This window comes from Mobilisporobacter senegalensis (assembly GCF_003752155.1).
Taxonomy (GTDB): domain Bacteria; phylum Bacillota; class Clostridia; order Lachnospirales; family Lachnospiraceae; genus Mobilisporobacter; species Mobilisporobacter senegalensis.
In genome coordinates this window covers 292,636-308,052 of the sequence record NZ_RJVG01000002.1, presented here as the reverse complement: position 1 = coordinate 308,052, position 15,417 = coordinate 292,636, and the positions used below count along the sequence as shown (strand labels likewise).

13 protein-coding genes are annotated in these 15,417 nt (G+C 34.7%); 2 read left to right on the top strand and 11 right to left on the bottom strand.

From position 1 onward, the window contains the following. Nucleotides 1-176: 176 nt before the first annotated feature. The 7 genes from dnaK to gpr form a co-directional block, all read right to left on the bottom strand. The gene (dnaK, locus tag EDD66_RS04185) at nucleotides 177-2,033 is read right to left on the bottom strand and encodes a molecular chaperone DnaK (protein WP_123608305.1); all 1,857 of its coding nucleotides are present in this window, start codon (nucleotides 2,031-2,033) and stop codon (nucleotides 177-179) included. A gap of 77 nt (nucleotides 2,034-2,110) precedes the next feature. Next, the gene (gene grpE, locus EDD66_RS04180) at nucleotides 2,111-2,752 is read right to left on the bottom strand and encodes a nucleotide exchange factor GrpE (RefSeq protein WP_123608304.1); all 642 of its coding nucleotides are present in this window, start codon (nucleotides 2,750-2,752) and stop codon (nucleotides 2,111-2,113) included. Nucleotides 2,753-2,780: 28 nt separating this feature from the next. Beyond that, nucleotides 2,781-3,812 carry a heat-inducible transcriptional repressor HrcA gene (gene hrcA, locus EDD66_RS04175; protein WP_123608303.1) on the bottom strand — a complete coding sequence of 344 codons (1,032 nt, stop codon included), beginning with the start codon at nucleotides 3,810-3,812 and terminating at the stop codon, nucleotides 2,781-2,783. A gap of 250 nt (nucleotides 3,813-4,062) precedes the next feature. Beyond that, the gene (gene hemW / locus EDD66_RS04170; protein WP_243115294.1) at nucleotides 4,063-5,265 is read right to left on the bottom strand and encodes a radical SAM family heme chaperone HemW; all 1,203 of its coding nucleotides are present in this window, start codon (nucleotides 5,263-5,265) and stop codon (nucleotides 4,063-4,065) included. 59 nt (nucleotides 5,266-5,324) lie between these two features. Then, a complete protein-coding gene (lepA, locus tag EDD66_RS04165) occupies nucleotides 5,325-7,136 on the bottom strand; it encodes a translation elongation factor 4 (protein ID WP_123608302.1) in 1,812 nt (603 codons plus the stop codon). Between the two features lie 72 nt (nucleotides 7,137-7,208). Beyond that, nucleotides 7,209-8,522 carry a stage II sporulation protein P gene (spoIIP, locus tag EDD66_RS04160; protein WP_170164249.1) on the bottom strand — a complete coding sequence of 438 codons (1,314 nt, stop codon included), beginning with the start codon at nucleotides 8,520-8,522 and terminating at the stop codon, nucleotides 7,209-7,211. Nucleotides 8,523-8,600: 78 nt separating this feature from the next. Then, nucleotides 8,601-9,551 (bottom strand): GPR endopeptidase, encoded by a 951-nt coding sequence (gpr, locus tag EDD66_RS04155; protein ID WP_243115293.1) that lies wholly within the window; start codon nucleotides 9,549-9,551, stop codon nucleotides 8,601-8,603. A gap of 247 nt (nucleotides 9,552-9,798) precedes the next feature. Here gpr and rpsT point away from each other — a divergent pair, with 247 nt between their 5' ends. Beyond that, nucleotides 9,799-10,062, top strand: coding sequence for a 30S ribosomal protein S20 (rpsT, locus tag EDD66_RS04150; RefSeq protein WP_123608300.1), 264 nt, complete (start codon nucleotides 9,799-9,801; stop codon nucleotides 10,060-10,062). A gap of 35 nt (nucleotides 10,063-10,097) precedes the next feature. On the opposite strand, the gene EDD66_RS04145 is transcribed toward rpsT, so the two are convergent. Beyond that, the gene (locus EDD66_RS04145; RefSeq protein ID WP_123608299.1) at nucleotides 10,098-10,472 is read right to left on the bottom strand and encodes a YbaN family protein; all 375 of its coding nucleotides are present in this window, start codon (nucleotides 10,470-10,472) and stop codon (nucleotides 10,098-10,100) included. 177 nt (nucleotides 10,473-10,649) lie between these two features. Between EDD66_RS04145 and EDD66_RS04140 the strand changes: the two genes are divergently transcribed. Continuing rightward, nucleotides 10,650-11,981: an APC family permease gene (locus EDD66_RS04140; protein ID WP_123608298.1), complete on the top strand. Its 1,332-nt coding sequence runs from the start codon at nucleotides 10,650-10,652 to the stop codon at nucleotides 11,979-11,981. A gap of 98 nt (nucleotides 11,982-12,079) precedes the next feature. Here the strand turns inward: EDD66_RS04140 and EDD66_RS04135 are convergent, their stop codons facing one another. The 3 genes from EDD66_RS04135 to pdxA form a co-directional block, all read right to left on the bottom strand. Then, nucleotides 12,080-12,829, bottom strand: a complete 750-nt coding sequence (locus tag EDD66_RS04135) for a DeoR/GlpR family DNA-binding transcription regulator (RefSeq protein WP_123608297.1) — start codon at nucleotides 12,827-12,829, stop codon at nucleotides 12,080-12,082. A gap of 185 nt (nucleotides 12,830-13,014) precedes the next feature. Beyond that, on the bottom strand, nucleotides 13,015-14,388 hold the full coding sequence (locus EDD66_RS04130; protein ID WP_123608296.1) for a GntP family permease: 1,374 nt from the start codon (nucleotides 14,386-14,388) through the stop codon (nucleotides 13,015-13,017). Between the two features lie 18 nt (nucleotides 14,389-14,406). After that, entirely contained in the window at nucleotides 14,407-15,408 is a 1,002-nt protein-coding gene (gene pdxA, locus EDD66_RS04125; RefSeq protein WP_123608295.1) for a 4-hydroxythreonine-4-phosphate dehydrogenase PdxA, read from the bottom strand. Between the last annotated feature and the right edge of the window lie 9 nt (nucleotides 15,409-15,417).

Sequence of the window (15,417 nt, the reverse complement as noted above, 5' to 3'; positions counted from 1 at the left end):
TATATTACATAAAGTTTATCATACTGAACTCTTATGTTTTCGTCAAGCTTTTTCGTCTTATAAAGACTTGATTCAGATGTCAAAAATCCTCAAGTACCTATATCATGAATATCTATCTTGATTAAACCATAAAAGTCACGCAAAGCGTGACTCTTATGGTTTACCACTTTTCTTTATTATACTTCTCTATAATCTCCATCTACTACATCATCTGCATCGGCAGTATAAGCATCTTGTTCTGGAGCTGCACCTGTGGCACCGGCTGCACCCCCTGCCTGTTCATATACTTTAGCGAATAGAGCTTGAGCACTTGTCATTAATTTTTCTTTTGCAGCTTTAATATCTTCAACTTCACCTTCTGACATTACTTCTGGATTAGACTTTTCTACTAATTCTTTTAAGTGAGCAAGATCTGCTTCCACAGTCCCTTTATCATTAGCATCAATCTTATCACCAACTTCATTTAATGCTTTTTCAGTCTGGAATACCATTGAGTCTGCATCATTACGTACTTCAACTGCTTCTTTACGTTTTTTATCCTGTGCTTCATATTCAGCAGCTTCTTTTACTGCTTTTTCAATGTCTGAATCAGAAAGGTTGGAACCTGCAGTAATTGTAATGTGCTGCTCTCTACCTGTACCAAGATCTTTCGCAGATACGTTTACGATACCATTTGCATCAATGTCAAATGTAACTTCGATTTGTGGAACACCTCTTCTTGCTGGTGGAATACCATCAAGTCTGAATTGTCCAAGTGATTTATTATCTTTGGCAAATTGTCTTTCACCTTGAACTACATTAATATCAACTGCGGATTGATTATCTGCTGCTGTTGAAAAGATTTGACTCTTTCTTGTAGGAATTGTAGTATTTCTTTCAATTAATCTTGTAGCTACACCACCCATTGTTTCAATAGAAAGTGATAATGGAGTAACATCAAGTAATAAGATATCGCCGGCACCGGCATCGCCAGCTAATTTACCACCTTGAATAGAAGCACCAATTGCCACACATTCATCAGGGTTAAGTGTTTTAGATGGCTCATGGCCAGTTAATTGTTTTACTTTATCCTGAACAGCTGGGACACGAGTAGAACCACCAACTAATAATACTTTACCAAGTTCAGAAGCTGTGATACCTGCATCTTTAAGAGCATTTGTAACAGGTGCAGCTGTTCTTTCAACAAGGTCATGAGTTAATTCATCAAATTTAGCTCTTGTTAAGTTCATATCAAAATGTTTAGGACCTTCAGCTGTTGCAGTAATGAAAGGAAGGTTGATATTAGTAGTTGTAGCAGAGGATAATTCTTTCTTTGCTTTTTCTGCAGCTTCTTTTAATCTTTGAAGAGCCATCTTGTCTGTAGATAAATCTACACCTTCAGATTTTTTGAATTCATCAATCATGTATCTGGTGATTTTATCATCAAAGTCATCTCCACCTAATTTGTTGTCACCAGATGTAGCCAGAACTTCGATAACACCATCACCGATTTCAATGATAGACACGTCGAAGGTACCACCACCTAAGTCATATACCATGATTTTCTGCTCATGTTCATTGTCAAGACCATAAGCTAATGCAGCTGCAGTTGGTTCATTGATGATTCTCTTAACATCAAGACCTGCAATTTTACCTGCGTCTTTTGTTGCCTGTCTTTGAGCATCATTAAAATATGCCGGAACAGTAATAACTGCTTCTGTAACTTTTTCACCAAGATAACTTTCCGCATCTGCTTTTAATTTTTGAAGAGTCATAGCTGAAATTTCTTGTGGTGAGAATTTCTTATCATCAATAGTTACTTTGTAATCAGTTCCCATATGTCTTTTAATAGATGATATTGTTTTATCAGAGTTGGTAACCGCCTGTCTTTTTGCTGGTTCACCAATTAATCTTTCACCTGTTTTAGTAAATGCAACAACGGATGGAGTTGTTCTTGCACCTTCTGTATTTGCTATAACAACTGGTTTTCCACCTTCCATTACAGCTACACATGAATTTGTTGTACCTAAATCGATTCCTATAATTTTACTCATAATTTATTCCTCCTAAATGAAATATACGTTAGTTTACTGTTGTTCATAAAAATTTTAATGTGCTGTTAAGCTTTATATTAATTAACTACTTTCACCATGCTATGACGTACTACAGTATCTTTGTACATATAGCCTTTTTGGAATTCATCCGTAATAATGTTCTCTCCCTGTTCTTCATCATCTGCATGCATTACTGCATTATGAAGGTTTGGATCAAATTCGTTACCAACAGCCTCAATTGCTTTTACACCGACTTCTTCAAGTGTAGTAGTTAACTGTTTATATATTTTTTCGATTCCCTGGGCAAAAGCACCCTCTCTCTCTTCTTCTGAGATAGTATCTAACCCTCTCTCAAAATTATCAATTACAGGAAGTATTCTCTCAATAATATCTTTCGCTCCAAGTTCAAACATTTGAGATTTTTCTTTTTCAGAACGTTTTCTAAAATTATCAAACTCAGCCATCGTTCTTATTAATCTGTCATTTAATTCTTCAATTTTTTCATCTTTAGGATCTTTTTTTTCTTTCTTATCCTTTTTAAAGAATTTAGATTTCTCTTTTTTCTGAGTTCCTTCTTCGTCTGACTCTTCTATGTTATCAGTATCTGATTCTCCTGTTTCTTCCATTTGTTCTAAAATCTCTTCTGTTTTTACTTCTTGCACCTCTTCATGCAGTTCTTCATTTGTCTCTTCCTGGTTTAACTTTTCTTCCTCTAACACTTATGAAACCACCTTTCTTTCTGATTATCTATGTTTTATTCTTGAATATATCATCCAACTGCTGCATAAGAGATTGTAATGTATGAACTACCTTTTCATAATCCATTCTCTTAGGTCCGATAATTCCTATCTTCCCATATACTCCTTCTTCCACTTCATATGTGGCCGTTACTACGGCACAATCCTTCATAGATTTCACGGGAGTCTCATTGCCAATATATACTTGAATTCCCCTACTTTCTTCATCTGCCAATTTATCTGTAATCAAATTAGATAATTGCTTTTTCTCTTCAAAAGTATAAAGTAGTTCTGTTGCTCTTTCTTTGTCACTTAATTCCGGGTACTTTAATATATTAGTTGCACCACTTGTATATATTTCAAGGTCATCTTCCTCTGTAAGTGCCTTGGCAATTGCATCAATGATATCATTTGCCAGATCAAAATAATCTCCAGACTGCTCTTTTATCTTTTGTATGATGGAGATATTAATCTCATTAATATCAAGTCCTTGTAAGAAAGTATTCATTACAATATTCATTCTTAATATTGCATCTTTCTTAACAACTTCTTTCAGTTTGATAAATTCGTTTTTAACAATGTTGCCCTCTAATACAATTACTGCAAGAAGCTGATTATCATCTACTTCCGTAAGCTGAATAAATTTCACTCTTCTATGCTTATATTGAGGAGTTGTAACCATCGTAGCATAATTAGTATTCACAGCTAATAATTTAGCCACTTGCTGAAGCAGTAATTCAATCTTATCTGCTTTTTGAACGAGTAGTTCTTTCATATCCTCTACTTCTTGAACTTTATCCTGCATTAAAGTATCAACATATAACCGATACCCTTTATCAGAAGGAATCCTTCCTGCTGATGTATGAGGCTGAAGGATGTAACCCAATTCTTCAAGATCTGCCATTTCGTTACGAATGGTCGCAGAACTGAGATTTAAATCCGTAAACTTTGATATTGTTCTGGAACCGACTGGTTCTCCGGTTTCAAGGTAATTACGAACGATTGCCTGCAATATCTTCAATTTTCTTTCATCTAAATCCATTGGATCACATCCTTTTGCATTGTTAGCACTCACAAAGATAGAGTGCTAATATCTTTATAAATAAAATATCACTTCATTTTTCGTTTGTCAAGGAAAATATGAAATTTTTTATTACAGTTCAGCCATGCAGAAAGGAGTGTGCAAATTGCACGTGAGTACTTGCACACTAAGGGCAGTTTGTGCACTCCTTTCTATATGGTGCTCTGCCTAAGCAAGATGCAGCGAAGCGTAATCGAGTTTAGGGCTGATTTCAACCCAATAAGAATTCGGCTAAAACATAGTTGCTTACGTCAATTCCTTTTTCCGTGAGACTTATTTGCTCTTCTTCTATCATCAATAATTTTTCACTGCTTAACTTTGAAAGAACCTGTCCATATATTTGATTTATGTCTATATGAAACTGTTTCATGAATTCCTGACGATTAATTCCCTGGCTCATTCTAAGCCCCAGAAACATAAACTCTTCCATTTGTTGATTCTTAGTTAATTCTTCGGTCTCTTCCCTTATCTTATTATGATCATACGAATACTTTATATATTCGGAAATATTTCTCACGTTATGAAATCTTTTATTATTTAATAAAGAAGATGAGCCCAGTCCAATTCCAAGGTAAGGTATCCGCTTCCAATAAGAAGAATTATGAATGCACTGATACCCCGGTTTTGCATAATTTGAGATTTCATAGCGATAATAACCGTAACTTTCTAATATTTTTTTCGTCTTTTGATATATTTGCCTGTCTGTTTCTTCATCCGGCAGAAGATCTACATTTTCTTCTCCATATATTTTATAGAACGGAGTCCCTTCTTCTATAATTAAACTATACGCTGAGATATGCTCTGGTTTCAGTGCTATCACCTTGTTTAATGTATCTGTCCAATCATCCATTGTCTGTCCTGGTAAGGCTGACATTAGATCAATATTTATATTCTCAAATCCAACTTCCCTTGCTAACTTATAGTTATCCACAAATTCTTTAAAATTATGAATTCTGCCAAGTCTTTTTAGTTCTTCATCATTGGCTGATTGCAGCCCGATACTGAGCCGGTTGATTCCTGCCTGCTTATAAGCAAGTAACTTTTCTTTTGTTAAGGTGCCCGGATTACATTCTATCGTAACTTCTTCTGCCATTACATTTTCAGCATTTTCTTCTATATTAAAGACATTTTTAATCCTATCCATAATTAAGATGATATCATTCTCATCTATAATGGATGGTGTTCCTCCTCCGATAAAAATAGTACTTATCTTATGATGATCTCCATATTCTCTTAAACTCTCGATCTCATTAATAACAGCTTTCACATAATCCTTTTGTAGATAAGAATCATATTTAAAAGAAAGAAAATCACAGTAATCACATTTTTTCACACAAAAAGGGATATGTATATATATCCCTAAATTGTTTTTCTCATCATTCATTTTTAAAAAATTATTTCTCTTAACATTCATATATTTTTCTTCAATCATATTTTCATCTATTCTATTATGAAAAACGTTCCTTCTTTTGATTAATCTTCATCAAGTTTTAATACAGACATAAATGCTTTTTGCGGTATCTCTACATTACCGACCTGGCGCATTCTCTTTTTACCTTCTTTTTGTTTCTCAAGAAGTTTTCTCTTTCTTGAAATATCTCCACCATAACATTTTGCAAGTACATCTTTTCTCATTGCTTTTACTGTTTCCCTGGCGATAACTTTTCCACCAATTGCAGCCTGGATAGGAATTTCAAACAGATGTCTTGGAATCTCATCTTTTAATTTTTCGCACATCTTTCTTCCACGTTCATAAGCACTTTCTGAATGAACAATGAAGGAAAGGGCATCCACTTCTTCCTTATTAATAAGAATATCTAACTTCACCAGGGTCGCTGTTTCATATCCTTTTAATTCATAATCAAAAGAAGCATACCCTCTGGATCTTGATTTTAATGCATCAAAGAAATCATAGATAATTTCATTCAGTGGAAGTTCATATTTTAGCAATGCTCTCGTTGCTTCCATATATTCCATGCCAAGATATACGCCACGACGCTCCTGACATAATGACATAATGGTTCCTACAAATTCTGTAGTAACCATAATCTCTGCACTTACGATTGGTTCTTCCATATAGTTTATCTCTGATGGGTCTGGCAGATTTGACGGGTTCGTTACATCAATTACTTGTCCATCGGTTTTATGAACTTTATATATAACACCTGGAGCCGTTGTTACAATGTCCAGATTATATTCACGTTCCAGACGTTCCTGAATAATTTCAAGATGTAATAATCCCAGAAAACCACAACGGAATCCAAATCCCAGTGCGAGAGAAGTTTCTGCCTCAAATTGCAATGCCGCATCATTTAACTGTAATTTCTCTAATGCATCTCTTAAATCCGGATATTTTGCCCCATCTGCCGGGTACATACCGCAATAGACCATGGGATTTACTTTTTTATATCCTGGAAGTGCTTCTTTACATGGATTATTTGCATCTGTAACAGTATCTCCAACTCGTGTATCCTTTACATTTTTAAGACTGGCCGTAATATATCCAACCATTCCTGCCGTCAATTCATCACCAGGGATAAACTGGCCTGCTCCAAAGATACCAAGTTCAACGACTTCTGCCGTTGCCCCTGTTGCCATCATTTTAATTGTAGTGCCTTTTCTTACTGTTCCCTCTTTTATTCTGCAGAATATAATTACCCCTTTATAAGAGTCATAAAGAGAATCGAATATCAGCGCTTGCAAAGGAGCATCTTTATCCCCAAGGGGTGCAGGTAATTTATTTACAATCTGTTCTAATACATCCTCAACATTAAGACCATTTTTTGCAGAAATTAATGGTGCTTCAGAAGCATCTAAACCAATAATATCTTCAATTTCATCTTTTACTCTCTCTGGTTCTGCACTAGGCAAATCTATTTTATTGATCACAGGTAAAATCTCTAAATCATGATCCAGGGCAAGATAAACATTGGCAAGTGTTTGTGCTTCAATCCCCTGGGCTGCATCTACTACAAGAATAGCTCCTTCACAGGCTGCTAAACTTCTGGATACTTCATAGTTGAAATCCACATGTCCTGGGGTATCAATTAAATTAAATATATATTCCTGACCATCTTTTGCTTTATAAACAGTACGGACTGTCTGGGCTTTAATAGTGATTCCACGTTCTCTTTCAAGTTCCATATTATCAAGAACCTGAGCCTGCATTTCACGGTTTGTAAGTAAACCCGTCATTTCTATGATTCTATCTGCCAAAGTAGATTTCCCATGATCTATATGAGCTATAATACAAAAATTCCTAATATTTCTCTGGTCAATTGACACGCTATATTCCTCCTAATGGTAATTCTTATGTATGGAGATTATAACATACCATTTTTAGGGATACAAGGAATTTTACTTACCTTTTAACACCTGGTCCAGAATATTGGCAAGTGGTTCCATTGCATTCTTTGCTTCTGCAACCGTATTATTCTGATTTCCTAACTCGATAAGTAATGATTTAGGCACAAGATGAAGATTGTATCGATAATCTTTCAAATATATCTTTCTGGTAAAATTAGCATATTCCGATAAGGATTTCATATGTAACTGGAGGCTAAAAGCCAGATTATCACTTATATATGGATTCTTTAGATATCCAATCGGTCCCTGATTATTCCTGCATAATCCATTAAAGAACATTAACTGGGCAGTTTTCTTTCCTTCAATAATTGTAACTCTCCTGGTATCATCATTCACCCCATCTCTATGGAGATCAATCACTACCTCTATGGATGGATTATTTTTTAATGTTTTTTGTAAAGCAGGGAGAGCATAATTATATGCTTTATTACGGTCAAGAGATCCATTGATCATATCATAAGTTGTTGTATCATGTATCACATTATAACCATATTGTTCTGTAAGAATTTTAGCAAGATAAGCTCCCACTCCCACTACCGTATCATCAGGTTCTCCTTTTTTACTGTCAATAAATGCTTCCTGAGAATGGGTATGATAGATCAATACCTGAGGTTTATTATTCTTTGTATTTTTTAATGACACATCTTTTTTTAATAATTGAGATACATTAAAGATCTGTTTCATTGCTTTTGTTCCGGAATCAACAATATAGAAATTACTAATAAGATAATCATAATTTTTTTCTGCTTTTAATTTTGTGATTAAATTTTTATTTTGATTCAGCATATCCAGAGATTCTCTGCTAAACTCTGTGGGAATGTCTTCCAGATATGTTTCTCCACGGATAAAACTGATCTCATTATTTGCCTCATGAGACATTACATCTTCCACATATTCAGCATCATATCCATTCTCCTCCATGATTGCAGACAATTCGGAAGAATCATAACTGAGAGAATTTACTTTTGCATTGTAATTTTCATTTTCCTTTTCCAGATTTTCATCAAAAGCATCTAAAAAATAATTATTGATAGGAAACGCATTATTCACCAGATTAATCAGTGGATTATCACTAAATCTGTGATTGCTGGCTGCATCTACATACTGTAATAAGGGCGAATTAGACATGATCAGCTGATTACTGACTTCTGATACAATCTCATCGCCCATATCACTCATAGTTTGTCTTACATTTGTACCTGAGAATAGAATCGTACTTTTCATTAATATATAAGAAACTAAAATAGTTATTAATATCCATACTGAAGTATTTAAGAAACGCACAAATGCTCTTTTATTAATCATAGAATCATCCTTATCATATTTTATCAAAGGGAGGATTGTTTTCTCCATTTTACATTATATTCTAAGGATGCAAAATTATTACTCCGTTAGACTTTCACAAAAACAAGAATTAAGTGCTTCGGAAATAGTATAACTAGTCTTTTTAATGGCTTCATCTATATTTTTAGGAGTTACAAACATATTTTTAATGGTCATATCTCCAACCTCTTTGATGAAATTATTGACTTCATCCTCACTAAAGCCTTTATCGGACATGAAATTCTCCATAGTATCATATACGATAGTAGACGCATCTACTACAGTAGGGCAGCCAATTGCAATTACTTTTACACCAAGCCCTTCTTCATTTAATGCCTTACGATTATTTCCCACTCCAGAGCCGGGACTTATTCCGGTATCAGTAATCTGTATTGTCGTATTTAATCTTTCCATACTTCTGGCAGCCAATGCGTCAATAACAATCACTAATTCAGGTTTGGTCTCACGGATAATACCTCTTAATATCTCACTGACTTCCATTCCTGTTTGTCCCATAACACCAGGAGCAATGGCACTCATATTTTCCATTTTATTATGTTCTTTAAATTCCTGGCCATATTCTCTGATAAGATGTCTTGTTACAAATAAATTATCAACAACTTCAGGTCCTAATGCATCCGGGGTAATATCCCGATTACCCAGTCCTACCACCAGAACATGTTCTGATTTCTTCTCCCCCATTAATTTTTTTAGGTATTTAGCTATTTCTTTCGATAATGGTTTGTGATAACTTTCATCTTCCTCACTAAGTTTAGGCGCTTCAATAGTAATATACGTTCCGATTGGTTTTCCCATAACTTTAGCACCCTGTTCATTCTCAACAGTTACTGTCGTTACTTTAATCTCTTTATTTTTATGATATGTTTCTTTCAGAATAACTCCTTTTACTTCTACATTATCCTGTTCAAATCTTTCGCTTACTTCCAGCGCTAAGTCTGTTCTTCCTCGTTTATAGCTTGTTTCACTTAGATTCATATCAATTATCTCCATTTCTGCAAAAATCTCCTCATATACAATGAATAACTTTCCCAAAAAACATTTAAAATATGTATTGACAGATTGGATACTTTATACTACTATATATGAGTATGTTTCCATTAGTTCGTCCGTGTCCGGCTATAATGGAATAAGAATCAAACAGTGAATTGTCAAGTTAAGTCAATTCTATTGTTAATACAATAGTACAGCATGCGAAGTATTATTGTCATAAATAATAATCATTTTGGAGGTGCCCGAATTGGCTAACATTAAATCTGCAAAGAAAAGAATTTTAGTAAATGAAGTAAAAGCTGCTAGAAATAAAGCAATCAAATCAAAAGTGAAAACTGCTATTAAAAAAGTAGAAGCTGCTATCGCTGCTGGTGACAAAGAAGTTGCAAAAGCTGCATTAAAAGCTGCAACTATTGAAATTGATAAAGCTACTTCAAAAGGAGTTTATCATAAGAATACTTCTTCAAGAAAGATTTCTCGTTTATCAATCGCTGTAAATAAAATTGCTTAATTATTAATATAACGATTTATCAGAGGGTATCCTAACTAGGTACTCTCTTTTTTTGTTTTGATTAATAATAAGTGAATAGTCACACCAGTTCCAATGATAGCCAAAATACCAATGATAACAGGTTTCTGAATTAAAATTCCAGATATGATCAAGGAAATCCATAGGAAAAAAATTGCTCTTATCTTAATTTTCAAAGGAATTCCTGATTTATCCTGATAATTTGTAATATAACTTCCAAAGTACTTATTCTGCTTTAATCTTTCTTCAAACTTTTTATTACTCATGGAAAAACAGCCTGCTGCAAGTAATACAAAAGGTGTTGTTGGCAGCACTGGAAGAAAAATCCCGATGGTTCCCAGTGTCACACTGATGCATCCTATAAGGAAAAGTATTGTTTTTTTTAGATTCATTCAGTATCTGCTCCTTCTAAATTTATTTATTAAATATACTTATAATATCTCATTGACTTGTTTACTCTAATCAGTTAAACTCATCTAGTATAGCCTGGTTGTGGTTCGGACCACATCTGAATTAAGTTTCACTTAAGGGATATACCTTACTAATAATATGAAACAAGGAGTTCATTTATGGAAAAAAGAAAATATGGTTTATTTACTGGCATTGCTATGATTACTGGTATTGTAATCGGTTCAGGTATCTTTTTCAAGAGTGATAATATTTTACTCTGGACAAACGGCGATGTAAAAGCAGGTGTCATTATCTTTGCAATCGCTGCCATTGCAATTATCTTCGGCTCACTTTCCATCTCACAGCTTGCATCTTTAACAGATAAGCCGGGTGGTATTATTACTTATGCGGAAGAATTCTGCGGGATTCCTGTTAGCTGCGCATTTGGCTGGTTTCAAAGCTTTCTTTATCTGCCTAGTATCACAGCTGTTGTAGCATGGGTTGTGGGAATTTATACCTGTATTCTGTTTAATATTCCTGGTACTTTGGAAAGTCAGGTATTAATAGGAACAATATTTATTCTTATATTATATACTTTTAATGTACTATCTGCCAAGCTTGGAGGTTATATTCAAAATGGTGCTACAATCATTAAATTAATCCCTCTTTTCGTAATAGCATTTGCCGGTCTTGTTTTTGGTAACCCAGGAGAAAGCCTGACATATTCAAAAGCAAGTGTAGGTACTATTAGTTTATTAAGTGCCATTCCCCCAATTGCTTTCTCATTTGACGGCTGGTCAATCTCTACCTCCATTTGTCATGAGATAAAAAACAGTAAAAAGAATCTTCCGAAAGCGCTTATCATTTCACCAATCCTTATTTTAGTAATTTATGTCCTCTATTTTGTGGGTATTAGTTCACTTGTTGGACCAGAACAGATTATGTCCATGGGGGATGCCCATGTTGACTATGCGGCAAATTTAATCTGGGGTAAGATGGGTGCTAAAATAATCTTGGTATTTGTAATTATATCAGTACTTGGTACCGTAAATGGACTTGCTCTTGCCTCCATTCGATTACCATATGCTATGGGTATTCGTAACATGATCCCGGCCTCTAAGATTTTCTCAAAAGAAAATCATAAACTGGGAAATATGCCGGTCAACTCTGCTATATTAGCATTGATATTTTCCTTAATTATGATGGCAGCTCATTATGTGACTCAAAAGTTTAGTTTACTCTATAATTCTGATATTTCAGAGATCAGCATTGTTACCAATTATATTGGATATGTTGTACTTTATATCGCCGTTATCAGATTAGCCCGTAATGGAAAAGTAAAAGGTTTATGGAACGGTTATATCTTCCCTATTCTTGCAATTCTTGGTGCTATTATCATTTTATTCGGTGGAATTCAAAATCCAATGTTTATTTATTATTTCATATTCTGTGTATGCTTTATAACAATAGCCATTATTTATGCTGTTAAGAATAAAGAGAAAATATCATAAATACAATATCGTTTTAAATGAATGCAAAAAACAGGGATTAGGAAGATTTCCAATACAGCCTAAGCCCTGTTTTTATTTATATTAATCTGCCCTATTTTTTATTTTACGGTGATCATTCTTATTCCCAGCTCATCTAATGATTTTAATTCCTTTCTGGTAAATATTTTATTGGTTATAACTCCCGTATAATCTTTAAAATTATTAATTTTTAACAGAGCCTTCCGATTAAATTTAGAATCATCAACAACCAGGAAAGAACGTTGGCAATTTTTTAAAACTAATCTTTTAAAGGAGACCTTATCCATTGTAGGTGTTAAAACATTAAAATTCTCATCAATAGAGGCTGCACCAAAAAAACCTATATTCAATCTGACATTTTCCATCATTTGATTTGCAAATAATCCATACATACCACCTGTTGATTTCTGCATATTACCACCGCAAACGAGCAATTCCACATCGCTATTCTTGAGTAAGGAAGCTATTTCAATATCGTTAGTAATTACAGTCAGGTCCTGCATATTTTTAATTAATTTGGCTATTTCGTAAGTAGTGGTTCCTGCATCAAGAAATATAGTATCTCCATTTTTAACATAGTCAGCACTTTTTTGGGCAATCTTTACTTTTTCTCCAGGGTGAGTCTTCCTTTTCTCAAAATAATTCACTTCCTGCTTCATAACAGCACCACCATGACAGCGTTCAATCATATTACCTTCCTGTAATTTTTCCAAATCCCTTCGAATCGTCATTGGGCTGACATCTAATATTTTAGATAACTGTTCTACTTGTGCACTTCCTGTTTCGCTGATTATTTCGATTATCTTTAAATGTCTTTCTGCTGCCAGCATTTTATCACCTTCTCTTTTCTAAAACATTACCGTATTATGTTAAGTATATTCTTCATCATAAAAGAAGTCAATCACTAACAGTTTCACATAATTGTCTGAAGTGGAGGTTTTTTTACTATTTATTTAATAAATAAGGCTATTGCCCCGTCGGTCAAAACCGTTAGGGAAACAGCCTTATTTTCCTGTTACATAAAGATATTTAATATTAGTAACTCTACAAAACCCATTGCCCATATAATAGTCGTCGGCAAGGACCATACTCGTATCTGTTCTTTTGTATCTTCAATACCAATGGTTCTATTTACAACCCAATAGAAACTATCGTTAAAATATGAGAAAAAGAAAGATCCCATGCATGCTGCAAATGCTCCTAACAGCATATTACCACCTGCTGCTGCAACAATTGGTGCTGTAATACCTGCTGAAGTAATCATAGCTACAGTTCCTGACCCTTGTACAAAGCGAATTAAAGTTGCAATTATAAATGGCAGTACAATAACTGGAATAGCTGTTGCAGCAATACCTTCTGCGATATAAGTACCTACACCACTGGCACGTAATACTTCACCTAATGCTCCGCCGCCGCCAGTTACAAATACAATGATACCTGCAGATTTAATACCTTTTTCCATTTCACTGATCACTGTCTTTTTATCTGTGTGCAATGCAAGAGTATAAATTGCAACTACCAAGCCGATTGCAACAGCTACAATTGGTGTTCCAAGGAAAATTAAGATACTGTAAATACCATCTGTCAATCCCATTGCCTTTAATACGGTATTAAATAATATTAATATAATAGGTAAAATAATAGGTAAAAAAGAGACAAATGCAGATGGCAGGTTTTTATCTGATTCACTATTTTTCAAATCATATACCGGTTCCTGATATGCTGGTCTTTCCCAGTCCTCTCCATTCTCACTTGGAAGCTGATATATTTTCTTTCCAATATATTTTGCATAGACCATGACTGCAATCGCTAAAGGAAGAGCAATTACGATTCCTAATAGTATAAATTGACCTACATCAACTCCAAAGGTACCTGCAACCCCTAATGGGCCCGGCGTAGGTGGTATTAATGTATGTGTAATAACAAGTCCTGAAGCTAATGCAACACCTAAACCAACAATAGATTTCTTTGTTCTTTTAGAAATAGCTTTTGCTATTGGGGAAAGAATTACAAAACCAGAATCGCAAAAGATAGGAATGGATACAAGAAATCCTGTAAGAGACAATGCAAGTTCTTCATTCTTTTTACCAAAGATTTTTAAAAATGTCTTCGCCATCTTCTCTGCCGCACCAGATATCTCAAATATCTGGCCCATCATGACACCAAATCCAATAATAACACCAATATTACCCAATGTACTGCCAAATCCGGTTTGAATGGCTGTGATAGTGTCCGCCGGTGTCATACCTCCTACGATACCAACCGTTAAAGCTGCAATAATAAGTGCCAAAAATGCGTGAATCTTTGTTTTAAGAATCATAAAAATTAATAGAATAATTCCTATTAGTAAACCTATCAACATTTGTTGTCCAGATACACCCTCCATAATAAGCTCCTTTCTTCTCCTTTAATTTGAAGTTTTAAAATTAGGTGAATATTTCGCAGCAAGCAGTATAGCCTCTGCCATGCTTACCTCACTGGCAATGCCTTGACCTGCAATATCAAATGCAGTGCCATGATCTACAGATGTTCTTAAAATTGGCATTCCTCCAGTAATTGCAATGGTTCTTTCAAAATCCAGTGTCTTAGTGGCAATATGTCCCTGATCATGATAAAGTGAAAGAACACTGTTAAATTTTCCTTGCAGTGCCAGATGAAAAACAGAATCTGCCCCAATTGGCCCTGCAACTTTATATCCCTCCTTCTCCAATTCCTCAATTGCCGGCATTACCTCGTTCACTTCTTCATCTCCAAACAAACCATGTTCGCCACTATGAGGGTTTAATCCTGCTATTGCCATTGTTCCTTCTCTGACTCCTAATTTCTCTAACGCATTTAAACACCTTTTCACATAATCTTTAATTCTGTCTTTCTTCACCATGTCACAGGCCTGCCTTAAGGACACATGACGGGATAAAAAGAATACTCTCATACCTCTTACTTCAAACATAGTAAGGGGGTCTTCTGTATTGGTAAGTGCTCCAAAAATTTCAGTATGGCCTATAAAATCAATTCCACCCGCTTTTAAGGACTCTTTATTAATTGGAGTAGTAGAGACTGCATCTACTTTACGGTCATTGGCTAATTCAATACTCTTCTCAATATATTCGAATGCTGCCTTGCCGCACATTCCATTTACTTCTCCAAATTTAAATCCTTCCATATCAATGTTATTTAAATCAATAAGATTCATAATGCCATCTTCGTAAGTGCCCTCTTCCGGTTCATTGATTATATTTAATTTTAAATCTGTATCTGTGAGACGAATGGCATATTCCATTACTTTTTTATCACCGACTATAACACACCTGGCAGCTTTATTTACCTCACTATTTGCCAGTGCTTTTGCTACTATTTCAGGTCCAATCCCTGCTGGATCTCCGATTGGAATTGCAATCAATGGTTTCAATAAATCCAC